This window comes from Pseudomonas sp. TE3644 (genome assembly GCF_056278815.1).
Genome location: NZ_JBWBQF010000001.1, coordinates 5601092 through 5624068 on the forward strand (window position 1 = coordinate 5601092; position 22977 = coordinate 5624068).

Annotated in this window: 21 protein-coding genes and 2 pseudogenes; 16 read left to right on the forward strand and 7 right to left on the reverse strand. The window is 62.7% G+C overall.

Going from position 1 to position 22977, the window contains the following annotated elements; translation table 11 throughout:
* Positions 1–152: 152 nt before the first annotated feature.
* Together ACZ9GA_RS24790 and ACZ9GA_RS24795 are read left to right on the forward strand one after the other, a co-directional pair.
* A complete protein-coding gene (locus ACZ9GA_RS24790) occupies positions 153–638 on the forward strand; it encodes a flavin reductase family protein (RefSeq protein WP_457360109.1) in 486 nt (161 codons plus the stop codon).
* A gap of 119 nt (positions 639–757) precedes the next feature.
* Positions 758–1795, forward strand: a complete 1038-nt coding sequence (locus tag ACZ9GA_RS24795) for an LLM class flavin-dependent oxidoreductase (RefSeq protein WP_457360107.1) — start codon at positions 758–760, stop codon at positions 1793–1795.
* Positions 1796–1894: 99 nt separating this feature from the next.
* On the opposite strand, the gene ACZ9GA_RS24800 is transcribed toward ACZ9GA_RS24795, so the two are convergent.
* The gene (locus ACZ9GA_RS24800; protein WP_476227023.1) at positions 1895–2026 is read right to left on the reverse strand and encodes a hypothetical protein; all 132 of its coding nucleotides are present in this window, start codon (positions 2024–2026) and stop codon (positions 1895–1897) included.
* Between the two features lie 60 nt (positions 2027–2086).
* Between ACZ9GA_RS24800 and ACZ9GA_RS24805 the strand changes: the two genes are divergently transcribed.
* Both ACZ9GA_RS24805 and ACZ9GA_RS24810 read left to right on the forward strand, forming a co-directional pair.
* Complete coding sequence (locus ACZ9GA_RS24805) at positions 2087–2398, forward strand: hypothetical protein (protein ID WP_476227025.1); 312 nt, start codon at positions 2087–2089, stop codon at positions 2396–2398.
* Between the two features lie 236 nt (positions 2399–2634).
* The gene (locus ACZ9GA_RS24810) at positions 2635–3324 is read left to right on the forward strand and encodes an NYN domain-containing protein (protein WP_457363652.1); all 690 of its coding nucleotides are present in this window, start codon (positions 2635–2637) and stop codon (positions 3322–3324) included.
* A 45-nt stretch (positions 3325–3369) separates the two neighbouring features.
* Here ACZ9GA_RS24810 and ACZ9GA_RS24815 read toward each other — a convergent pair whose 3' ends face one another.
* Entirely contained in the window at positions 3370–4674 is a 1305-nt protein-coding gene (locus ACZ9GA_RS24815; protein ID WP_457360104.1) for an MFS transporter, read from the reverse strand.
* Positions 4675–4912: 238 nt separating this feature from the next.
* Between ACZ9GA_RS24815 and ACZ9GA_RS24820 the strand changes: the two genes are divergently transcribed.
* The 3 genes and pseudogenes from ACZ9GA_RS24820 to ACZ9GA_RS24830 all read left to right on the forward strand — a co-directional run bounded on the left by ACZ9GA_RS24820 (position 4913) and on the right by ACZ9GA_RS24830 (position 6806).
* Positions 4913–5731 (forward strand): NAD-dependent epimerase/dehydratase family protein, encoded by an 819-nt coding sequence (locus tag ACZ9GA_RS24820; protein ID WP_457360102.1) that lies wholly within the window; start codon positions 4913–4915, stop codon positions 5729–5731.
* A 278-nt stretch (positions 5732–6009) separates the two neighbouring features.
* A pseudogene (locus ACZ9GA_RS24825) lies at positions 6010–6105 on the forward strand (NAD-dependent epimerase/dehydratase family protein); the annotation flags it as partial.
* A gap of 209 nt (positions 6106–6314) precedes the next feature.
* Positions 6315–6806 (forward strand): hypothetical protein, encoded by a 492-nt coding sequence (locus tag ACZ9GA_RS24830; RefSeq protein ID WP_457360100.1) that lies wholly within the window; start codon positions 6315–6317, stop codon positions 6804–6806.
* A gap of 287 nt (positions 6807–7093) precedes the next feature.
* Here ACZ9GA_RS24830 and ACZ9GA_RS24835 read toward each other — a convergent pair whose 3' ends face one another.
* The 5 genes from ACZ9GA_RS24835 to glnT form a co-directional block, all read right to left on the reverse strand.
* The gene (locus ACZ9GA_RS24835; RefSeq protein WP_457360098.1) at positions 7094–8416 is read right to left on the reverse strand and encodes an ammonium transporter; all 1323 of its coding nucleotides are present in this window, start codon (positions 8414–8416) and stop codon (positions 7094–7096) included.
* Positions 8417–8603: 187 nt separating this feature from the next.
* Complete coding sequence (locus tag ACZ9GA_RS24840; RefSeq protein ID WP_457360097.1) at positions 8604–9926, reverse strand: FMN-binding glutamate synthase family protein; 1323 nt, start codon at positions 9924–9926, stop codon at positions 8604–8606.
* 11 nt (positions 9927–9937) lie between these two features.
* The gene (locus ACZ9GA_RS24845) at positions 9938–10621 is read right to left on the reverse strand and encodes a GltB/FmdC/FwdC-like GXGXG domain-containing protein (protein WP_457360095.1); all 684 of its coding nucleotides are present in this window, start codon (positions 10619–10621) and stop codon (positions 9938–9940) included.
* 11 nt (positions 10622–10632) lie between these two features.
* Positions 10633–11538, reverse strand: a complete 906-nt coding sequence (locus ACZ9GA_RS24850) for a class II glutamine amidotransferase (RefSeq protein WP_457360093.1) — start codon at positions 11536–11538, stop codon at positions 10633–10635.
* A 59-nt stretch (positions 11539–11597) separates the two neighbouring features.
* Positions 11598–12932 carry a type III glutamate--ammonia ligase gene (gene glnT, locus ACZ9GA_RS24855; protein WP_027981966.1) on the reverse strand — a complete coding sequence of 445 codons (1335 nt, stop codon included), beginning with the start codon at positions 12930–12932 and terminating at the stop codon, positions 11598–11600.
* Between the two features lie 258 nt (positions 12933–13190).
* On the opposite strand from glnT, the gene ACZ9GA_RS24860 reads away from it, so the two are divergent.
* From ACZ9GA_RS24860 to ACZ9GA_RS24900, 9 genes and pseudogenes are all read left to right on the forward strand, one after another.
* Positions 13191–13796 carry a helix-turn-helix domain-containing protein gene (locus ACZ9GA_RS24860; RefSeq protein WP_457360091.1) on the forward strand — a complete coding sequence of 202 codons (606 nt, stop codon included), beginning with the start codon at positions 13191–13193 and terminating at the stop codon, positions 13794–13796.
* A gap of 282 nt (positions 13797–14078) precedes the next feature.
* The gene (gene purU, locus ACZ9GA_RS24865) at positions 14079–14945 is read left to right on the forward strand and encodes a formyltetrahydrofolate deformylase (RefSeq protein ID WP_457360089.1); all 867 of its coding nucleotides are present in this window, start codon (positions 14079–14081) and stop codon (positions 14943–14945) included.
* Positions 14942–15838, forward strand: coding sequence for a bifunctional methylenetetrahydrofolate dehydrogenase/methenyltetrahydrofolate cyclohydrolase FolD (gene folD / locus ACZ9GA_RS24870; RefSeq protein WP_457360087.1), 897 nt, complete (start codon positions 14942–14944; stop codon positions 15836–15838). The genes purU and folD overlap by 4 nt, the downstream gene beginning before the upstream one ends.
* A complete protein-coding gene (locus ACZ9GA_RS24875; RefSeq protein ID WP_457360085.1) occupies positions 15820–17061 on the forward strand; it encodes an FAD-dependent oxidoreductase in 1242 nt (413 codons plus the stop codon). Before folD ends, ACZ9GA_RS24875 begins: the two co-directional genes overlap by 19 nt.
* A gap of 10 nt (positions 17062–17071) precedes the next feature.
* Positions 17072–17368 carry a sarcosine oxidase subunit delta gene (locus ACZ9GA_RS24880; RefSeq protein ID WP_457360083.1) on the forward strand — a complete coding sequence of 99 codons (297 nt, stop codon included), beginning with the start codon at positions 17072–17074 and terminating at the stop codon, positions 17366–17368.
* A complete protein-coding gene (locus ACZ9GA_RS24885; RefSeq protein ID WP_457360081.1) occupies positions 17365–20259 on the forward strand; it encodes a 2Fe-2S iron-sulfur cluster-binding protein in 2895 nt (964 codons plus the stop codon). Before ACZ9GA_RS24880 ends, ACZ9GA_RS24885 begins: the two co-directional genes overlap by 4 nt.
* 3 nt (positions 20260–20262) lie before the next feature.
* Positions 20263–20817: a sarcosine oxidase subunit gamma gene (locus tag ACZ9GA_RS24890; protein ID WP_457360080.1), complete on the forward strand. Its 555-nt coding sequence runs from the start codon at positions 20263–20265 to the stop codon at positions 20815–20817.
* Positions 20818–21202: 385 nt separating this feature from the next.
* Positions 21203–22117 (forward strand): annotated as a pseudogene (locus ACZ9GA_RS24895) (methyl-accepting chemotaxis protein); the annotation flags it as partial.
* Positions 22118–22258: 141 nt separating this feature from the next.
* Complete coding sequence (locus ACZ9GA_RS24900) at positions 22259–22972, forward strand: methyl-accepting chemotaxis protein (RefSeq protein ID WP_476227672.1); 714 nt, start codon at positions 22259–22261, stop codon at positions 22970–22972.
* Positions 22973–22977 lie beyond the last annotated feature (5 nt).

The following is a 22977-nucleotide window of genomic DNA, read 5'->3' on the forward strand; positions in this document are numbered from 1 at the left end:
TGGAAATGCAATTCGGAGGCCGTTCATCGACGCCCTCTCGAGCGAACACCATATTATGGTATTCCAAGCTTTCCACAAGCAGAAACTTGGCATACCATCAGACAATAAAGCGGCATAAAACCAATTCAGCCGCGTCTACCGAGGAACACCAAATGATCGACGCCACCGTCTACAAAAATGTCATGGGCTCCTTCCCTTCGGGCGTGACCGTGATCACCACCCTGGACGACGATGGCCAGATCGTGGGCCTCACCGCCAGCGCCTTCAGTTCGCTGTCCATCGACCCGGCCCTGGTGCTGTTCTGCCCCAACTACAGCTCCGACTCCTACCCTGTGCTGATCAAGAACAAGCGCTTCGCCATCCATTTGCTGTCCGGCCAGCAGCAGGCCGAGGCGTACGCGTTTGCGCGCAAGGGCAAGGACAAGGCCGCCGGCATCGAGTGGACCCTGAGCGAGCTGGGCAACCCGCTGCTGGCGGGCGCCGTGGCCATCATCGAGTGCGAATTGTGGCGTGAATACGAAGGCGGCGACCACGCCATCATGGTCGGCGCGGTGAAGAACCTGATCGTTCCCGAACAGGGTGACAGCCCGCTGGTGTACTGCCGCGGCAAGATGGGCGCGCTACCGGCCTTCGCATAAAGACATTGCAGATTATTGGTATTATGGTATACCAATAATACGACCGCAGCGCCTAGCGCTCCCTACCGCATCAGGCCCGCTTGTGGCGGGTCAAAAACAAAAGATCCGAGGTACGCGTCATGAAGTTTTCCCTGTTCGTGCATATGGAACGCTGGGATGAGCAAGTCAGCCACCGGCAGCTGTTCGAAGACCTGACCGAGCTCACCCTGCTGGCCGAGAAAGGCGGCTTCAGCACCGTCTGGATCGGCGAACACCACGCCATGGAATACACCATTTCGCCTAGCCCGATGCCGCTGCTGGCGTACCTGGCCGGCAAGACCACCACCATCCACCTGGGCGCCGGCACCATCATCGCGCCGTTCTGGCACCCGCTGCGGGTAGCCGGCGAATGCGCCCTGCTGGACGTGATCAGCAACGGCCGCATGGAAGTGGGCCTGGCCCGCGGCGCCTACCAGGTAGAGTTCGACCGCATGGCCGGCGGCATGCCCGCCAGCAGCGGCGGCAATGCCCTACGGGAAATGGTGCCGGTGGTGCGCAAACTATGGGAAGGCGACTACGCCCACGACGGCGAAATCTGGAAATTCCCCACCTCCACCAGCGTGCCGAAACCGGTGCGCACACCACCGATCTGGATCGCCGCCCGCGACCCCGACTCGCACAACTTCGCCGTCGCCAATGGCTGCAACGTGATGGTCACACCGCTGATGAAGGGCGACGAAGAAGTAGTCGACCTGAAGAACAAATTCGAAGCGGCGCTGGCCAACAACCCCGGCATCCCGCGCCCGCAATTGATGGTGCTGCGCCACACCCACGTGCACGCCAAGGACGACCCGGACGGCTGGCAAGTGGGCGCCAAGGCCATCTCGCGCTTCTACCGCACCTTCGATGCCTGGTTCGGCAACAAGACCGTGCCGGTGAACGGCTTCCTCGACCCAAGCCCGGAAGAGAAATTCGCCGAGCGCCCGGAGTTCCAGCTGGAGAACATCCGCAAGAACACCATGATCGGCACGCCGGAAGAGATCGTGGCGCGGATCAAGTACTACCAGGAACTGGGGGTGGACGAGTTCAGCTTCTGGTGTGACAACAGCTTGCCGCATGAAGAGAAGCGCAAGTCGCTCCAACTCTTCATCGACCACGTGATGCCCGCCTTCCGCTGAGTCCGCGCCCTGAAGCCGCTGCCGCCAGGCTGCGCTGGCCCTGGTGTGCGCTGGAGATCTCAGGTGTATGTGGGGGCCAGCGCAGCCTGGCGGCAGCGGCTACAGCTGTGCCAACTGGCGGACGTGGTATTTGATCTGCGCCAGGGTCAGCGCCGTATAACCCAGCACCACGGCACCCGGGTGATGGGCCTGGTGGCAGAACTGACTGACCGGCTGCAGGCGTAACCCCACCTCGGCAGCCCGCCTGCAGAACGCCTGCGCATCACCCCCCTCCGGCAACTGCAGCAGCCGTTGCTGTGGATCATGGTGTCGGTGTGGCTGGTGATCCCGGCCTGTCAGATAGCTGTGCTGCAACCCTATGCGCATGTGGCGGGGGCTGCTTCGGGGTTGTTTTTCTTTATCCAGATGACGATGACGGCTGTGTGCAGTCATGGGGTGGGCAGGCTGTCGGATGGGACGCTGGGGCCTATGGTGGGGGTGACGGCTGTGGCCAGTGTGGCGGGGGTGTTGGCGTGGTATTTGACGCAGATACCCGATCGTTCACCGCGACTCGGCATCGGCCGCAAATATATCCTTACCATTTCCCGATGGAAAGATTCCTGAATGGCTTTATGGTATCCGCACTCAGCCCCATCCAATTGCCCGGGGCGCCCGGCCGGCGGTACATGGCAAGTAGCATTTGCCCGCTAGCCACATGGTTTGCCACGATTGACGCAACCGGCACGCTCGGCCATGATGGGCGCACGACTCAACCTCGTACGCAGCGATTAAGTTCGCTGGCTGTTGAGGTGAAGAAACCGGCCCTTTGGCCGGTTTTTTCGTTTTCAAGGGCAAATTTTGTGCGGACCGCCTTTTTCGTCGATGGCTATAACCTGTTCTATGGCTTGCTGGCCGGCACACAGTACAAATGGCTTGATCTTCCCACGCTGCTACAACGTATTCTTCATGTCGAGCAGCCTTCCAGCACACTCCAATCGGTCACGTTTTTTACGGCAGGGGTAAAGCCGGACCTCGCCAGCCGGGGCCGCCAATCCAAAGAGGCGCAGGACAGTTACCTACGTGCGCTTATCGCTCGCGACGTTACCGTTTGCCATGGCCGACACCGCCTGGAGCCTGGGCGCGCCCCACGTTTCATCAGCAAAAAAGTACCCGCCTCCAGGACGGATCAAGTCGATATATGGCGTCTTGAGGAGAAGGAGACCGACGTGCATATCGCGATCAGCATGTACCGTCTTGCCTCGCAACAGCAGGTGCTTCCCGAGACTTTGCGCATAGAGCAAATAGTCCTGGTGTCTGCCGATACCGACATGACGCCAGCACTGCGGGCAATCCGTGAAGACTTTCCGAACCTGACCCTAGGCGTAATCCTTCCGCATCGGGAGGGGATAAAACGAGAACCACCAGGTTCTCTGCAGAACCTGTCCGACTGGATGCGACGGACCGTCACCAACGATGAGCTAAAGGCCTGCCAGTTTCCAGACCGAGTGCCTACCCTAAAACGCCCGGCTTTGAAGCCGGACTATTGGTGAGGCAAAAACAAGACCGGCCATCAGGCCGGTCTCAGGTCATTCAGCTTACGAGCTTGCAACCGCACCTTCCACGCTGTTGCTGACCTCTATCTCCGGTTTGATGCGCACCACCTCCCGCGCCACCGTCCACACGATGATCGCTGCAATGATGTCGAAAATCGCCAGCACCACGAACAGCGGGCTGTAACCTACCTGCGTCACCAGCACGCCAAACACGGCGGTGAAGGCTGCTGCGCCGAGGAAGCCGAACATGCCGCCAGCACCGGTGGCGGTCGCCACTTCGTTCTTGCCGAACGAGTCGGAGGTAATGGCATACAGCGCACCCGACAAGGTCTGGTGAGCGAAACCGCCGACGCACAGCAGGGCGATAGCCATGTAAGGGCTATCAACCAGGCCGATGCAGGCCGGGCCGATCATGCACGAGCAGCCGAACAGCATGACCATTTTGCGCGAGGTGAACAACGACACCTTGCAGTAGCGGTGGAAGATCGGGCTCAGGTAGCCGCCCAGCACGCAGCCCAGGTCGGCGGCCAGGAACGGCAGCCAGGCGAACATGGCGATTTCCTTGATGTTCATGTGCCGTTCGGTCATCAGGTACAGCGGAATCCAGGCGTTGAAGGTCTGCCAGGCCGGCTCCGAGAGGATGCGCGCCGAGGCGATGGCGTAGAAGTTGCGGCTGGCGACGATTTTTTTCCAGCTGCCGCGCTGCTTGGGCTCTTCCTTGAAGTGCGCTTCCTGGCCGCTGAGGATGTACTCGCGCTCTTCGTCGCTCAGGCGTTTCTGGTCGCGGGGGTGTTTGTAGAGGAACAGCCAGCCCACGCTCCAGACGATGCCGGCCGCGCCGACGATCAGGAAGGCCAGCTGCCAGCCGCTGTGCAGGATCGCCCACACCACCAGTGGCGGTGCCAGCAGTGCGCCGACCGACGAACCAATGTTGAACCAGCCGATGGCGACGGAGCGCTCCTTGGCCGGAAACCATTCGGTGGTGGCCTTGACGCCAGCCGGCAGGCCGGCCGCTTCGGTCAGCCCCAGCAGGCCGCGCAGGAACGCCAGGCTCTGCCAGCCCGTGGCCATTGCCGCGCCGGCACACGCCAGCGACCACGCCACGGCGAATACCGCAAAGCCCATCTTGGTGCCGATGGCATCGAGGATGTAACCGGCAATCGGCTGCATCAGCGCGTAGCAGATCTGCCAGGCGACTACGATGTGGGAGTACTGCTCGGTGGTAATGGTCAGTTCGCTCATCATCGTGGGCGCTGCGACCGACAGGGTGTTACGGGCCAAGTAGTTGACGATCAGGCCGCCCATCACCAGGGCCACCATCCACCAACGGATGCCTTTTATCTTCATCACATCACCTTGATTGTATTTTTGTTAGGTGAGCGTTATCCACAGGAGGGAGTCGCGCCTTCGACACATTTAGTCATACGTTGTCGTATAACCACCTTATAGCGATACTGGCGATTAGGTGTCAATGCCGATTCAGCGCTCGGGAGATTGACAGCGACGGGCTGCGCTCCCAATAATTCACGACAAGTTGTACGATGACATCTGAACCATAACAATGAACAAGAGGCCAGAGCCGCCCATGACCACCCCAAGCAAACCCCTCAATCGACTGCTGCTGACCGGTGCCGCTGGCGGCCTGGGCAAGGAACTGCGCCAGCGCCTGAAGCCCTTCTGCCGCACCCTGCGCCTGTCCGACATCGCCAGCATTGGCGCCGTGGACGACAAGACCGAAGAATTCCAGCTGTGCGACCTTTCCGACAAGCAGGCGGTGCACCACCTGGTCGAGGGCGTGGACGCCATCGTGCATTTTGGCGGGGTGTCGGTAGAGCGCCCGTTCGAGGAAATCCTGGGCGCCAATATCTGTGGGGTGTTTCATATTTATGAAGCGGCGCGCCGCCATGGCGTGAAGCGGGTGATTTTCGCCAGCTCCAACCACGTGATCGGTTTCCACAAGCAGACCGAAGTGCTGGATGCCCACAGCGCACGCCGCCCGGACAGCTATTACGGCCTGAGCAAGTGCTATGGCGAGGACATGGCCAGCTTCTACTTCGACCGTTACGGCATCGAAACCCTGACCATCCGCATCGGCTCCTCGTTCGCCGAACCACAGAACCGCCGCATGCTCAGCACCTGGTTGAGCTTCGATGACCTGACGCAATTGATTGCGCGCGGGCTTTATACCGACAGCATCGGCCATACCGTGGTGTACGGCGCCTCCGACAACACCCCGAACTGGTGGGACAACCGCTACGCCGCCCACCTGGGCTACCAGCCCAAGGACAGCAGCGAACAGTTCCGTGCCAAGGTGGAAGCGCAGCCAATGCCGCCCGCCGATGACCCGGCCATGGTGTACCAGGGCGGCGCCTTCGTAGCCGCCGGCCCATTCGGCGACAACTGAGACCCACCGTAGCCGCTGCCGAAGGCTGCGCTGGCCCGCGTGAACCCTGGATATCTCCAGCGGACATAAGGGCCAGCGCAGCCTGGCGGCAGCGGCTACGGCTCGGAGCACGCACTGACGTCATCGCGGCCAAGGCCGGCTCCTACCACGGGCGGCGTAGGAGCCGGCCTTGGCCGCGATACAGGCGACGCGGTTTCTGATCAGTGATTGTAAGCACTCTCATTATGCTCACCCAGATCCAACCCCAACTCCCCCGTCGCCTCATCTGCCCGCAAGCCAAGGTGGAAGCGCAGCCAATGCCGCCAGCCGATGACCCGGCCACGGCCTACCAAGGCGGCGCCTTCGTAGCCGCCGGCCCGTTCGGCGGCAACTGAGACCCACCGTAGCCGCTGCCGAAGGCTGCGCTGGCCCGCGTGAACCCTGGATATCTCCAGCGGTCATGAGGGCCCGCGCAGCCTGACGGCAGCGGCTACGGTATTCGGGCACGCTTGGAAACGTCCAGAAATAACACCAGGCAGCTTCAGGACCTGAGTACCCAAATCCCTATGGCAAAATGGCAATCCAGTCGTACAAGGACCGCCGATTGTCTCGCTTCAGATCACCGCAATCCCTGCCTGTCCCCGATGGCTTTGACTACCACGAAGATCATGCTTTCTGTCACCCGCTGACAGGCAAGGAACACTGGGGAAAGGTGGAAGTAACCAGCCAATTGCTACAGCAGCCAGGTGGCCCCATCCTTTTACGAGCAGGTCGGCACTACGGCCCGCACAGAGGTTTTGGCATCAGGCATATCTGGCAGGAGCGAGGTCACGACTTGGCGCGCTTCGGATACCCAAGCATCTACGACGTACCGCATTTCGTGAGTGACATCATTGTTGATGGAGCAAGCATTGTTTGCGAGTTCAATGAGATGGCAGGACACCATCGCCTGATCGTACTGAGAGGGCGTAAAGGTTGTGTGGTGCTGGCCGCGTTTGCAGATTTGATCGACGCGGACGAGATGTTTTATAGCGTGGTGACGGCTTATAGAAATCGAGCCACCAACGGCAGGGCAGTCGCGGTGGTGAGGGCCTGATACGAAAAAAGGCGCCAGCAAGGCGCCTTAATTGCGGAATACGGAGGGCTGGTAGTCGCAGCGCTCGCTTAGCTAGCTTCCGAAAAAGCTGGGTTACGTGCTAACTGTTTGGCCGAGGCCTCCGAGTTACCGCTACCGCGAAACTGGCGCGTTTCGCACATCCGCAGTACCGAGCCAATTCGCCTGATGCTCTGATACCCCTGCTCTTATGTGAGCCCTCAGCGGACATTCTTGATCAGCCCTTCATCGGAGTCAATTCCAGACCGACAGTCGTCACATCGAATATGTCAGTGATTGTAAGCACTCTCATTATGCTCACCCAGATCCAACCCCAACTCCTCCGTCGCCTCATCTGCCCGCAAGCCAATCACCACCTTGATCACCTTCAGGATGATCCAGCTCACCGCAAAGCAGTACACGAAGGTGAACGCCACGCCCTTGAACTGCGCCAGCAGTTGCCCGGCGATGGTGACGTTTGGCACATACCCACCCAATGACGGCACGCAGAACACACCCGTCAGCAACGCCCCGACGATACCGCCGATGCCATGCAGGCCAAACACGTCCAGGCTGTCGTCGTAACCGAAGCGGCGCTTGAGGCTGGTGGCCCCCAGGTAGCAGATCACCCCGCACAGCAGGCCGATGGCCAACGCACCACCCGTGCCGACATAGGCGCACGCAGGGGTGATACCGACCAGGCCTGCCAAGGCACCGCTGGCCAAACCTAAAGCACTGGGTCGGCCGGCCTTGAACCATTCGGTGAACATCCAGCCGATGATGCCGGCGCAGGCGCCCAGTTGGGTGTTGATCATGACGATACCGGAGATGCCGCTAAGGCCACCGCCCGAACCGATGTTGAAGCCGAACCAGCCTACCCACAGCATGGCCGCGCCGACCATGGTGAAGCTCAGGTTATGCGCGGGCATGGGCGTGTGTGGATAACCCTTGCGCTTGCCCAGCAGGATGCACGCGGCCAGCGCCGCGACGCCGGCGTTGATGTGCACGGCGGTGCCACCGGCATAGTCCAGGGTGCCCCAGTTGTGCATCAAGGCCCCTGCCCCGCCCCACACCATGTGGGCGATGGGCGCGTAGACCAGGGTGAACCACACGGCCATGAAGATCAGCGCCGCCGAGAATTTCATGCGTTCGGCAAAGGCGCCGGCGATCAGTGCCGGGGTGATGATGGCGAAGGTCATCTGGAAGGTCACGAACACGCCTTCGGGGATGTCGCCGACGATGCTGTCGGCGTTCATGCCGGCCAGGAATACCCGGCTCAGGCCGCCGACGAAGCTGTTGAAGGTGACCTGGCCATCAACCATGTTGGTGGTGTCGACCACCATGCTGTAGCCGTAGATCACCCACAGCACGCCCACTACACCGGCGATGCCGAAGCATTGGGTGAACAGCGAAAGCATGTTCTTGGCGCGCACCAGGCCACCGTAGAACAGCGCAAGGCCCGGCAGGCACATGAACAGCACCAGCACGGCGGCGGTGATCATCCAGGCGGTGCTACCCAGGTTCAGCACCGGCGGGGGGGTGTCGGCGGCGTGGGCCAGGGGGGATAGAAGGGTTAATGCGAGGAGGGAAATGCCGGGTAGACGGTTGACCATTTTCGAAGCTCCTGCGAGGAATGGAAGGTTGTCTGGCAGCAAGCGAAATGGGTTTTAAACAATGGGCCTTCGTGGCCTCTCGTACGAAACGCTGTAGCCGCTGCCGTCAGGCTGCGCTGGCCCCGTGCCCACTGGATATTTCCAGTGAAACAGAGGGCCAGCGCAGCCTGGCGGCAGCGGCTACGGGTTAGTAACCGGAACCGGGGATCCAGCTGGTGCCGGCCAACGGCACCCGCGCCATGGCCGCCGCTTCAACAGTCAGTGCCACCAGGTCCTCGGGATCGAGGTTGTGCAGGTGCGACTTGCCGCACGCCCGCGCCATGGTCTGCGCTTCCAGCACCAGCACGCGCAGGTAGTTGGCCAAGCGCCGGCCACCTTCCACCGGATCCAGGCGTTTGGACAGCTCCGGGTCCTGAGTGGTAATGCCCGCCGGGTCACGACCGTTCTGCCAGTCATCGTAGAAACCGGCCGCCGAGCCGATTTTCTTCAGCTCCTCGTCAAGACGCGGATGGTTGTCACCCAGCGCGATCAGCGCGGCGGTACCGATGGCTACCGCATCGGCGCCCAGGGCCATGGCCTTGGCCACGTCGGCGCCGTTGCGGATGCCACCGGAAACAATCAGCTGCACCTTGCGGTGCATGCCCATCTCCTGCAAAGCCTGTACCGCTTGCGGGATAGCCGGCAGAATCGGGATGCCCACGTGCTCGATAAACACTTCCTGGGTGGCCGCCGTGCCGCCCTGCATACCGTCCAGCACGATCACGTCAGCACCGGCCTTCACGGCCAGTTTCACGTCGTAATACGGCCGGCTGGCGCCGATCTTCACGTAGATGGGCTTTTCCCAGTCGGTGATTTCGCGGATCTCGGCAATCTTGATCGCCAGGTCGTCCGGCCCGGTCCAGTCGGGGTGGCGGCAGGCCGAGCGCTGGTCAACGCCGATCGGCAATGTGCGCATGCCGGCCACACGCTCGGTCACTTTCATGCCCAACAACATGCCACCGCCGCCCGGCTTTGCCCCTTGGCCGAGCACAATCTCGATAGCATCGGCCTTGCGCAGGTCGTCCGGGTTCATGCCGTAGCGCGACGGCAGGTACTGGTACACCAGCTGCTGGGACTGGCCGCGCTCTTCCGGGGTCATGCCGCCGTCACCGGTGGTGGTGCTGGTGCCAGCGATGGTGGCGCCACGGCCCAGGGCCTCCTTGGCGTTGGCCGACAGCGCGCCGAAGCTCATGCCAGCGATGGTCACCGGGATTTTCAGGTGGATGGGCTTCTTGGCGAAGCGGTTGCCCAGGATCACGTCGGTGCCGCACTTCTCGCGGTAGCCTTCCAGCGGGTAACGCGACACGCTGGCGCCCAGTAGCAACAGGTCATCGAAATGCGGCACCTTGCGCTTGGTGCCGCCGCCGCGAATGTCATAGATGCCGGTTTCGGCGGCACGCTGGATTTCCTGGATGGTCAGGCGGTCGAAGGTGGCGGACTCGCGCAGCACCGGAGGGTTCTTCTCGCTCATATCAATGCTCCTCAGTACGCGGACGCGTTATCGACTTTGAAGTTGTACAACTGACGGGCCGAACCGTAGCGCTTGAAGTCCGCCGCCTGGTGGGCGAAGCCTGCGCGGTTGAGCAGTTCCTGCAACTCTTCCAGGTGCTCGGCGCGCATCTCTTTTTCGATGCAGTCCGAGCCCAGGGACTCGACCTTGCCCTTCACGTAGATGTGGGTTTCATACAGCGAGTCGCCCAGCGCATCGCCGGCATCGCCGCATACGACGAGGCGCCCGGCCTGGCCCATGAAGCAGCTCATGTGGCCGATGCTGCCGCCAACGACGATGTCGATGCCCTTCATGGAAATGCCGCAACGCGCGCCGGCATCACCTTCAATCACCAGCAAACCGCCATGGGCCGTGGCCCCGGCCGCCTGGGAGGCGCTGCCCTTGACCCGAACGTAACCGCTCATCATGTTCTCGGCGCAGCCGACGCCGACGTTGCCGTGCACGGTGATCGAGGCCTTCTGGTTCATGCCCGCGCAGTAGTAGCCGGCGTGGCCCTGGATATCGATGGACACCGCTTCGTTCACGCCGACGGCGAGGTTGTGCTTGCCGTTGGAATGGGTGACTACCCACTCGCGGTCTTCAACGTTGTTGACCTGGTCGTGCAGCGCCTGGTTGAGGTCGCGCACGCTGGCAGTGGAAAGGTCGATGGTTTTCATGTGCGTGCTCCTTAGGCCGACTCGCGTTCCCAGACGTAAAGGGTGGCCGGTGCCGGCTCCCAGATTTTCGCGTTTTCGATGCCCGGCAGGCTCGACAGCGCCTGATACTCCGAGGCCATGGCCACGTAGTCATCGGTCTCGGCGAGGATGGCCGGTTTGCAGGCAATCGGGTCGCGGATCACCGCGAAGCCGTTGCGGGTGCCGATGGCGAAGGTGTAGAAGCCATCAAGGTTTTCCAGAGAGTTATCCAGCGCTTCTTTCAGCGAGTCGCCCTGCTGCAGGCGCCAGGTGAGGTAACCAGCCGCCACTTCGGTGTCGTTGTCAGTTTCGAATTTGATGCCTTCACGCTTGAGTTCCTGGCGCAGGCGGAAGTGGTTGGACAGCGAGCCGTTGTGCACCAGGCACAGGTCGGCGCCGGTGGAGAACGGATGGCTGCCTTCCATGGTCACCGCGCTCTCGGTGGCCATGCGGGTGTGGCCGATGATGTGGCTGCCCTTCATGCCGGCCAGGCCGAAGCGCTGGGAAATTTCCCGTGGCAGGCCCATGCCCTTGAGGATTTCGATGCTCTGCCCGGCGCTCATGATGCGCAGTTCAGGTGCCAGCTCGGCCAGGGCGGCGCGGGCGCTGGCCTCGTCGGTGTTGACCTTGAGCACCGCGGCCGTGGCGTTCTGGAACCAGTCCAGCGAGCAACCCAACTGCCCTTCAAGGGCGCTCATCAGTGCGTGAAAATCGAAACCTTCGGTGGTGCTTTGCAGGGTCAGCTTGACCCAGCCATCGGCCACTTCGTCACCGTAGATGGCAAAGCCGGCGCTGTCCGGGCCGCGATCGGTCATGGCCTCCAGCATCGGTTCGAACAGCTTGCCCAGCTGGGCTTCGAGCTGCGGGTTCTTCAGGTACAGCCCCACGATTCCACACATAACAGGTCTCCTTCACTGTGCGGCACAGGCGCCGCCAGCGCTTTATTGAAGGGAAATAATCAGAAGAATTCGGTGTAGCGCTGGATCTCCCAGTCGGAGACATGGCGGCTGTATTCCACCCACTCCATGCGCTTGAGCTTGATGAACTCGCCGACGATTTCCTGGCCCAGCACTTCGCTGAACAGCGGGTCGGCTTCCAGTGCGTCGCAGGCTTCCTTGAGCGATTGCGGCAGGGTCTTGATGCCGCGTGCGGCGATTTCTTCCAGGCTCAGCTTGTAGAGGTTTTCGTTGCACACCTGGTCGGGCATCAACTGCCGGTCGATGCCGTCCAGGCCTGCGGCGATGATGGCGGCGGTGACCAGGTACGGGTTGCAGCCGGCATCCGGCAGGCGGAATTCCAGGCGGCCGTAGGGCACGCGGACCATGGCCGAGCGGTTGTTGGAACCGAAGGCAATGAACGCCGGGGCCCAGGTGGCGCCGGACAGCGAGTTGCCCACCACCAGGCGTTTGTAGGAATTGACCGTGGGCGCGGCGAAGGCACACAGCGCCGGGCCGTGGGCCAACAGGCCTGCGGCAAAGTGGTAGGCGAGTTTCGACAGGCCCATGCCGCTGGGGTCGCTGGCGTCATGGAACAGGTTTTTGTTGTCGGCGCTGGCGATCGACAGGTGAAAGTGCATGCCATTGCCGGCGCGCTTGGGGTCGGGCTTGGGCATGAACGAGCAGATCATGCCCAGGTCGTTGGCGATCTCGCCGGCGGCCATGCGGAAAAAGGTGAAGCGGTCCGCCGAGGTCATGGCGTCGCTGTAGGTGTAGTTGATCTCGAACTGGCCGTTGGCGTCTTCGTGATCGATCTGGTAGATCTCGAAGTCGACCTTTTGCAGGGCTTCGGTCAGGCGCTCGAGGAATTCACGCGAGCGCGACAGGCCTTTGTAGTCGTAGCACGGCTTGTCGAGGTTATCGCTGGCGTCCACCAGTTGCAGCTTGCCACCGGCGTCGCGGCGCATCAGGTTGAATTCGGGCTCCAAGCCGGTGTTCAGCGTCCAGCCCTTGTCGGCCAGGCGCTGCACCTGTTGCTGCAAAACGTAGCGGCTGTCATAGGGGTGCGGCTTGCCGTCGACATGGCCGATGCACACCACGCGGCCGTAGCCTGGCTGCCACGGCACCGGGGTCAGGGTGGACAGGTCGCCACGGGCCATGAAGTCCGGGCCGTGGGGCTCCATGCCCATGCCGCAGATGGCGAAGCCGGCGAAACCCGCGCCTTCCTCGGCCACGGTCTTGAGGCCACACACCGGCACCGATTTGGTCTTGGCGGCACCGTGGATATCGACGAACTGCGCCAGCACGTACTTGATCCCGTGCTGCTCGATAATGCGCTGGGTTTCTTCTGGCAACATGTGCACTTCACTCCTCGCGACTGGCTGGCTGATCGATTATTCCGCTAACGAAACTTACTTTCCCAATAGGAATGCAAGCCGCTTGCCAGATTTGCCGATGCCGCCCAGCCGACGAGAAAACGAGCTTTGTGCGCTGTCTATATGGGAATATAGTTTTCCCAGGGGGAATACCACCAAACGCCGAACGGCGGAGGTCCCCGAATTTGCACTTTCGTGGTGCGAAACTAATATTAATGTACAGAAACCGTGCAGGCCTTTATGAACATGCCTATCGACCCCCAACCGCGTCTCAAGCTGGAGCAGTACCTGGGGATGCAGATCAAGCGCCAGCGCCAGGCGCAGGAACTCAAGCTGGCCGACGTGGCCCGCATCGCCGGTATCAGCCAAGGCATGCTGAGCAAGATCGAGAACGCCCAGGTGTCCACCAGCCTCGATACCCTGAGCCGCCTGTGCGACGTGCTGGGCATGCCCATGTCCAAGCTGTTCAGCCAGTATGACCAGCAGGGCAGCAGCGCCTTGCTGGTGAAGGCCGATGAAGGGCTGGAGGTGGTGCGCCGCGGCACCGAGAAGGGCCACACCTACCACCTGCTGAACCACACCCGCGGGCCGAAGAAGAGCTTCGAGGCGTACATGGTCAGCATGGACGACGCCAGCGAGGAGTTCCCGACCTTCTCGCACCCGGGCACCGAGTTTCTGCATTTGCTGGAAGGGGAGTTGATCTATCGGCACGGTAACCAGCTGTACCGCATGGAGGCTGGGGACAGCCTGACCTTCGACGGCGAGATCCCCCATGGGCCGGAGCAGTTGGTGCAGGTGCCGATCAAGCTGTTGTCGATCATGAACTACGGCCCAGACGCCACCTGACCTGTAGCCGCTGCCGAAGGCTGCGCTGGCCGGTGTGAACGCTGAAGATTTTCAGTGAGGCACAGGGCCAGCGCAGCCTGGCGGCAGCGGCTACGGGACTGATTAACCCCTCGCAAAAAATTCCTGCCAGTTAAAAAACTTTCACCAACCCTCTAGACGCCCCCCGCGCTTTCCCCTATAAAACCCACCAAGGAATATTTTATTCCCCACAGGCAATTTCCTGTGGGACGCCTTTTTTCGCCCTGCGATGCGCTGCCGCCACCCTTCCCCCGAGGACAAGCCATGCAACACGAAAAACACCAATTCATTCTCAAGATCAGTTGCCCGGCCACGTCGGGCATCGTGGCCGCGGTGACCTCGTACCTGGCGGGCAACGCGTGCTACATCGGCGAGATGGCCCAGTTCGACGACGAACTCAGCGGGCGGTTTTTCATGCGGGCGGTGTTTCGCTTCAACGACGGCCACCTCGGCGATATCGATCAACTCAAGGCCGGTTTCGGCGACGTGGCCGGCCAGTTCGACATGGACTGGGAGCTGCACGACAACAGCCGGCCCATGCGCGTGCTGCTGATGGTGAGCAAGTTCGACCACTGCCTCACCGACCTGCTGTACCGCTACCACAAGGGCGAGATGGACATGACCATCACCGCCATCGTCTCCAACCACCTGGAGCTGCGGCCCATGGCCGAGCGCGAGGGCATCCGTTTCATCTACCTGCCCGTGACCAAGGACACCAAGGCGCGCCAGGAAGCCGAGCTGATGAAGGTGGTGGACGAAACCCAGACCGACCTGGTGGTGCTGGCCCGCTACATGCAGATCCTCTCCGACGATCTGTGCAAGCAACTGTCGGGGCGCGCCATCAACATCCATCACTCGTTCCTGCCCGGCTTCAAGGGCGCCAAGCCCTACCACCAGGCCTACCAGCGCGGCGTGAAGCTGATCGGCGCCACCGCCCACTACGTCACCAGCGACCTGGACGAAGGCCCGATCATCGAGCAGGAAGTGCAGCGCGTGGACCATGCCTACCTGCCCGATGACCTGGTCGCCATCGGCCGCGATACCGAAACCGTGGCGCTGTCCAAGGCGGTGAAATACCACCTGCAGCACCGCGTGTTCCTCAACCAGGACCGCACGGTGATCTTCCGGTGAACAGTCTCAAGTTGATTGACGGCAAGACGGCGGCGGCCGGGGTGCTGCGCCAGGTAAAAGCCGACATCGTCCGGCACGGCATCCACCCCGCCCTGGCGGTGATCCTGGTGGGCGATGATCCGGCCAGCCACGTGTACGTGCGCAACAAGATCCTGCGCGCCGAGGAAGCCGGCATCCGCTCGCTGGAATACCGCCTGCCCGCGGACACCACCCAGGCCGAAGTGCTGGCATTGATCGCCCGGCTCAACGCTGACAGCAGCGTCAATGGCATCCTGCTGCAGCTGCCGCTGCCGGCGCATATAGAAGAAGCCCTGGCCTTGCAGGCGATTGCGCCGGCCAAGGACGTGGACGGTTTCCACAGCGAAAACGTCGGCGGCCTCAGCCAGGGCCGCGACGTGCTCACCCCTTGCACGCCCACCGGCTGCATGCATTTGCTGCAGGCCACCCTGGGCGACCTGAGCGGCAAGCACGCGGTGGTCATCGGTCGCTCCAACATCGTCGGTAAACCCATGGCCGCCCTGCTGTTGCAGGCCCATTGCTCGGTCACCGTGCTGCACTCGCGCAGCGTCAACGCCCGCGAGCTGTGCCGCCAGGCCGACATCGTGGTGGCCGCCGTCGGCCGCCCGCAGATGATCGACGCCGGTTGGCTCAAGCCCGGCTGCGTAGTGATCGACGTGGGCATCAACCGCATCGACGACAACGGCCGCAGCCGCCTGGTGGGCGACGTCGACTTTGCCAGCGCGCTGCCGGTGGCAGCCGCCATCACCCCAGTGCCCGGTGGCGTAGGCCCCATGACCATCGCCTTCCTGATGAAAAACACCCTGACCGCTGCGCTGCAGCAGGCCAATACCCAACGCAGTCTGTCGGAGGCCCCATGCCTTTCAACCTGTTGAAATATGGCCTGAGCGCGGAGTACCCGGTCGAGGTCGACCTGCCCGCGCCCAAGGAACTCAAACCCCGCTACGACGTGGTGATCATTGGCGGAGGCGGTCACGGGCTGGCCACGGCCTATTACCTGGCCAAGTACCACGGCATCACCAATATCGCCGTGCTGGAAAAATCCTACCTGGGCGGCGGCAACACCGCACGCAACACGGCGGTGATTCGCTCCAACTACCTGACCAGCGAAGGGGTGAAGTTCTACGCCGAATCGGTGCGTATGTTCGAAGGCCTGTCCAACGAATTCGACTTCAACATCATGTATTCGCACCGTGGCCAGCTGACCCTGGCCCACACCGACGCCACCGTACGCTCGTTCCGCCAGCGCGCCGAAGTGAACAAGCACTTCGGCGGCCGCACCGAGATGATCGACCGCCAGCAGATCCGCGAACTGGTGCCCACCCTCAACCTGGACCCCGGCCACCTGCCGGTGATCGCCGGGCTGTGGCACATGGATGGCGCCACCGCCCGCCACGACGCCGTGGCCTGGGGCTACGCCAAGCAGGCAGCCAAGCGCGGGGTGGAGATCCACCAGCTCACCGAAGTGCAGGAACTGGTGATCGAGAACGGCGCCATCACCGCGGTGAAGACCAACCGCGGCACCGTCCAGTGTGGCTGCGCGGTGCAAGCCATCGCCGGCATGAGCTCGCAGATGATGGCCAAGGCCGGCATCCGCTCGCCGATCCAGACTTTCCCGCTGCAGGCCATGGTGACCCAGCCGTTCAAGCCGTTCCTCGACCCGCTGGTGAGTTCCTCGGCGCTGCACTGCTACGTGCAGCAGACCAGCCGTGGCGAAGTGGTGTTCGGCGGTGGTTCCGACCCGTACCCGCTGTTCAACACGCGCTCCACTCTGGAATTGAAGGAAAGCCTGCTGGCCCATGCCATCGAGATGTTCCCCTTCCTGGCCAACGCCAAGCTGATGCGCCAGTGGGCGGGCATCACCGACATGACCCCGGACTACAGCCCGATCATGGGCCTTTCACCGGTGAAGAATTACTACCTGGACGCCGGCTGGGGCACCTGGGGCTTCAAGGCCACGCCCATTTGCGGCAAGACCATGGCCGAACTGGTGGCCAGCGGCGGCAAGGTGCCGGAGCTGATCAAGCCGTTCAGCCTGGCGCGCTTCAGCACCTTCAAGCAGGTCAACGAAATGGGCGCCACCGCGGCCAGCCACTGAGGATCGGACGATGAAAATCATGAATTGCCCGCTCAACGGGCCGCGCAACATCAGCGAATTCACCTACGGCGGCGAGTTCAAGGCCATGCCCGACCCCGCCACCTGCACCGACGCCGAATGGGCCGACTACGTGTTCAACTGCGAGAACCTCGCCGGCGTGGTGCGCGAATGGTGGATGCACACCCCGTCCAGCTACTGGTTCCTGGCCGAGCGCCACACAGTCACTGACGAAATCATCCGCACCTTCGACCCGAAGGAAGTCTTCACCACCCGCGTGGAATTCGCCGCCAAGGAGATCGCAGGATGAACCGCCTCCCCGCCCCCATGGGCCTGCTGATCGACCGCAACCAGCCACTGACTTTCAGTTTCGACGACAAGCCCTACCAGGGTTTCGCCGGTGACAGCATCGCCAGTGCGCTGCTGGCCAACGGTCGCTTCCTGTTGTCGCGCTCGTTCAAATACCACCGCCCGCGCGGCCCGCTGAGCATGGCCGGGCAGGACGCCAACAGCCTGGTGCAACTGCCGCGCGAGCCCAACGTGCTGGCCGACATGCAGCCGCTGGAACAGGGCCTGGCCGCCACCGGGCAGAACTTCAACGGCAGCCTGGATAACGACAAGGATGCCTGGCTGGGCAAATTCTCCAAGTTCATGCCGGTGGGTTTCTACTACCGCTCGTTCTACAAGCCCAAGGGCATGTGGAAGGTGTGGGAACCGATCATTCGCAAGAAGGCCGGGCTGGGTGTGCTGGACCTGAAGTTCCAGCCTGAGTATTACGACAAGGCCTACCTGTTCACCGACCTGGCCGTGATCGGCGCCGGGCCCGCCGGCCTGCAAGCCGCGCTCAGTGCGGCCAATGCCGGCGCCAAGGTGCTGCTGATCGAGCAAAGCCCGATCCTCGGTGGCTCGCTGACGTACGCGCGCTTCGACATCGACGGCAGCCGCGCCGAAACCCTGCGCCGCGAACTGGTGAGCGCAGTGGAGAACCACGCCAATATCCAGATCCTCAAACAGGCCACCTGCAACGCCTGGTTTACCGACAACTACCTGCCGGTGATTCAGGGCAAGCGGATGTACAAGGTGCGTGCCCAGCAGTGCCTGATCGCCAGCGGCTCATTCGACCAGCCGGTGATTTTCCGCAACAACGACCTGCCCGGGGTGATGCTGACCAGCGCCGCCCAGCGGCTGATGAAGCTGTATGCGGTGAAGCCAGGCAACACCGCCGTGGTGCTGACCGGCAACGATGACGGCTACCTGGCCGCCCTGGACCTGCACGAGCAGGGTGTGAAAGTGGCCGCCGTGGTCGACCTGCGCAACGGCCCCGCCGACCGCGCCCTGCTGCGCGCACTGGAGCATCGCTCCATCCCCTTGCATGTCGACACCACCGTGTTCGAAGCCCTGCACGAAAGCGGCATGCGCCACGTCAGCGGCGTGGAACTGCGCAAAATCACCGGCCAGGGCCAGGTGGCCAGCAGCGCGCTGAAACTGGACTGCGATCTGCTGTGTATGTCCGGCGGCTACATGCCGGTCTACCAACTGCTGTGCCAGGCCGGCGGCAAGCTGGCCTACGACGACCAACTGGCCGAATTCAGCCTCAGCGGCCTGCCGAAGATTCTGCATGTGGCCGGCTCGGTGAACGGCTGCCACAGCCTGGACAACGTGCTCAGCGACGCCAGCAACTGCGCCGCCGACATCGTCACGGCCCTGGGCCTGAACGCCCAGGTGCGCGTCAACCTGGCGCCCGAAGCGCGGGTCAACTTTGCCTGGCCGATCTTCCCGCACCCCAAGGGCAAGGACTTCGTCGACTTCGATGAAGACCTGCAAGTGCAGGACATCATCAACGCCACCAAAATCGGCTACCGCGACGTGCAACTGGTCAAGCGCTACTCCACCGTCGGCATGGGCCCGTCCCAGGGCCGTCACTCGGCCTTGCCCACGGCGCGGTTGGTGGCACAGGCCACCCAGCGCAATATCAGCGAGACCGGCGTCACCACGGCGCGCCCGCCTTTCGTGGCCGAAAAGCTGGCCCATGTCGCCGGCCGCGCCTTTGATCCGTATCGGCAAACGCCGCTGCACCGCCGTCACCTGGAAGCCGGGGCGAAGATGATGCCCGCCGGCATCTGGCAGCGCCCGGCCTATTACGGCAGGGCGTCGCAGCGTGAGCTGTGCATGCAGGCCGAGGCGCTGCATGTGCGCAACAAGGTCGGCATCATCGACGTCTCCACCCTGGGCGGCCTGGATGTGCGTGGCCCGGATGCGGCCGAGCTGCTCAACCGCATGTACACCTTCGCTTTCCTCAAGCAGCCGGTGGGCCGCTCGCGCTATGCACTGATGACCAACGAACACGGCGTGGTGATCGACGACGGCGTGTGCGCACGGTTTGCCGAGAATCATTTCTACGTCACGGCCACCACCAGCGGCGTCGACCGTATCTACCAGCAGATGCTGAAATGGAACGCGCAATGGCGGCTGAACGTCGACATCGCCAACGTCACCGCGGCCATTTCGGCGGTGAACGTGGCGGGGCCGGATGCGCGCAAAGTGCTGGAAAAAGTGTGCACCGACCTGGACCTGTCGCCCGCCGGTTTCCCTTACCTGGCCGTGCGCCAGGGCACCGTCGCCGGCATCAAGGCGCGGCTGTTGCGGGTAGGCTTCGTCGGCGAGCTGGGCTATGAAATCCACGTGCCGGCCCGCCACGCGCCGAAGCTGTGGGACGCGTTGACGGAAGCCGGCAAGGCCTTCGACATTCGCCCCTTCGGCGTCGAAACCCAGCGCCTGCTGCGCCTGGAAAAAGGCCACGTGATCATCAGCCAGGACACCGACGGCATGACCCACCCCGCCGAGATCGACATGGGCTGGGCGGTCAGCCGTACCAAGCCCTTCTTCGTGGGCCGACGCTCGGTAGACATCCTCGAAGCCCAGCCCATGACCCGCAAGCTGGTGGGCTTCACCCTGCCCAAAGGCTCGCTGCAACCGCTGGAAGGCCACCTGGTACTGAGCGGGCCGGACATCAGCGGCAACGTCACCTCGTGCGAATACTCCGAAACCCTGGGGCAGGTGATTGGCCTGGCCTATGCCGGTTTTGACCAGAGCCAACCCGGCCAGAAAATCCCGATCCGCGTGGAAGGCGGTGTGGTGGTCGAGGCCACCGTGGTCAAGCTGCCCTTCTTCGACCCCGACAACCTGCGCCAGGAGCTGTAAGCCATGTCCAGTCTCAAAGCTGAAGATTACATCGGGCAGGCCGTGCAACCCTGCGCCCTGCTGGATTTGCTCGACCTGCCCCGGGTGGGCTTTCGTGGCGCCGACAGCGCCGCCTACCTGCAGCAGCGCGGCTTCCAACTGCCCGCAGCGCCCAACCGCGCCGTGGTGCAGGCCGATGGCAGCCGGGTGGCGCGCTTGTCGCAGACCGAGTATTTGCTACTCGGCAGCCAGGGCGACCAAGGCCAGCGCATTGCCGATGAAGAAGCGCGCTGGGAGCTGGACCACAGCGCCAACTACCTGCTGCCGCGGCAGGACAGCCATGCCTGGATACGGCTGAGCGGCAGCCTGCTGCCGGCGTTGATGGCCAAATTGTGTGGCGTGGACCTGCGGCCCGAGGCGTTTGGCGCGGGGGCGGTGGCACAGACCTCGGCGGCGCGAATCAATGTGATCGTGATCAACGTAGGCGACGAGGTGCCGACGTTCGACGTGCTGTTTGACCGTTCGTCGCATGAGTACTTCATCGCGGCGGTGCAAGACGCCCTGCAAGAATTCGCCTGACACCCCGCCCACCTGTAGCCGCTGCCGCCAGGCTGCGCTGCCCCCCACATTCACTGGACTTCTCCAGCGGGGCACAGGGCCAGCGCAGCCTGACGGCAGCGGCTACAGGCTTATGACTAAAATTTCATGTTTGCGCTTTCCCCGCCGATAAACCGTGCCTAAGAAGAAAGAAAATCTGCTGGCTGCCAACGATAAAAAAATACCCCCAGCAACCAACGATCAAGAAGCGCACACGTTTCCGGAGGGAATAATGAACAGTTGGTTTGCCAACATAAGCGTGAACAAAAAACTGGGACTGGGTTTTGGCCTGGTGCTGGTACTGACCACCCTGCTGGCCGCCGCCGGCTGGAACAGCATGGGTGGCCTGATTAACCGCAGTAACTGGATGAGTGACATCACCCAGCTCAACTCTGCCTTGACCAAACTGCGCGTGGCGCGCCTGCAGTACATGCTGGCCAACGGCGACGACACCGCAGCGCAATTGGTGCAAACCACCCTGGACGGCTTCGAGGCCCAGCAGAAAAAAATCCTCGATACCTTCAAGAGCCCGGAAAACATCAAGCTGCTCAAAGAGCAGAATGGTCAACTGGAAGCCTACAAGGTCTCGCTGAACAAGATGCGCGCCGCCTACCGCACCAGCAACGCGGCGCGTCAGGACCTGAACGACACGGCCATTGCCGCTTTCCAGACCATCGACAAGGTCAACCTGTCGGTGCAGGCGGATCGCCGCATGGAAGAAGTGGTCGCGGTGAGCAAAGCCAAGGACCTGCTGCTGGTAGTGCGCTACGAAGTGCGTGGCTACCTGGGTGATGCCAGCGCTGCCAACGAACAGACCGCGTTCGCCCAGCTCGATACCGCCCAGGCGGCGGTGGCTCCGCTGTACAGCGCGCTGCCGGGCCAACAGGACGGCATCAAGCTGTACGAGAGCGCCGTCAACAGCTACCGCGCGGCGCTCAACCGCTTCAAGGCAGCCAACGCCGACATCGTCCAGGCCCGCAAGGAAATGACCGACGAAGGCAACGAGATTGTGCGCATCAGCGACGCCCTGTATCAGTTGCAGCTGGATCGCCGTGATGTTGAAAGTGGCCAGGCCCAGAGCGTGCAGGTGATCGCCACCCTGCTGGCACTGCTGTTCGGCATTGCCGCAGCCGTCATCATCACCCGCCAGATCACCCGCCCCATCCAGGAAACCCTGGACGCGGTGAAGCGCATCGCCGATGGCGACCTGACCCAGACCCTGCGCGTTACCCGCAAGGACGAGTTGGGCGTGCTGCAGCAAGGCATCCAGAACATGGGCACCACCCTGCGCGAGCTGATCACCAGCATCCGCGACGGCGTGACCCAGATCGCCAGCGCCGCCGAAGAACTGTCGGCCGTGACCGAGCAGACCAGCGCCGGCGTGAACAACCAGAAAGTGGAAACCGATCAGGTGGCCACGGCGATGCACGAAATGACGGCCACCGTGCAGGAAGTGGCGCGCAATGCCGAGCAGGCCTCCATGGCGGCTACCGACGCCGACAGCCAGGCCCGTGACGGCGACAAAGTGGTCAACCAGGCCATCGACCAGATCGAGCGCCTGGCCAGTGAGGTCAATCGCTCCACCGAAGCCATGGGCCAGCTGCAGCAGGAAAGCGACAAGATCGGCAAGGTCATGGACGTGATCAAGGCCGTGGCCGAGCAGACCAACCTGTTGGCGCTGAACGCGGCGATCGAAGCGGCGCGTGCCGGTGAAGCCGGTCGTGGTTTTGCCGTGGTGGCGGACGAGGTGCGTGGCCTGGCGCAACGCACGCAGAAGTCCACCGAGGAAATCGAAGGCCTGGTGGCTGGCTTGCAGAGCGGCACCCAGCAGGTGGCCAACGTGATGCTCAGCAGCCGTCAACTGACCGACAGCAGTGTGGCGTTGACCCGCCAGGCCGGCGTGTCACTGGAGAACATCACCCGCACGGTGTCGAACATCCAGCTGATGAACCAGCAGATCGCCGCGGCGGCCGAGCAGCAAAGCTCGGTGGCTGAAGAGATCAGCCGCAGCATCATCAATGTCCGTGACGTGTCGGAGCAGACGGCAGCGGCCAGTGAAGAGACGGCGGCGTCCAGTGTTGAGCTGGCGCGGTTGGGCAATCAGTTGCAGATGATGGTCAGCCATTTCCGCGTGTAACACCC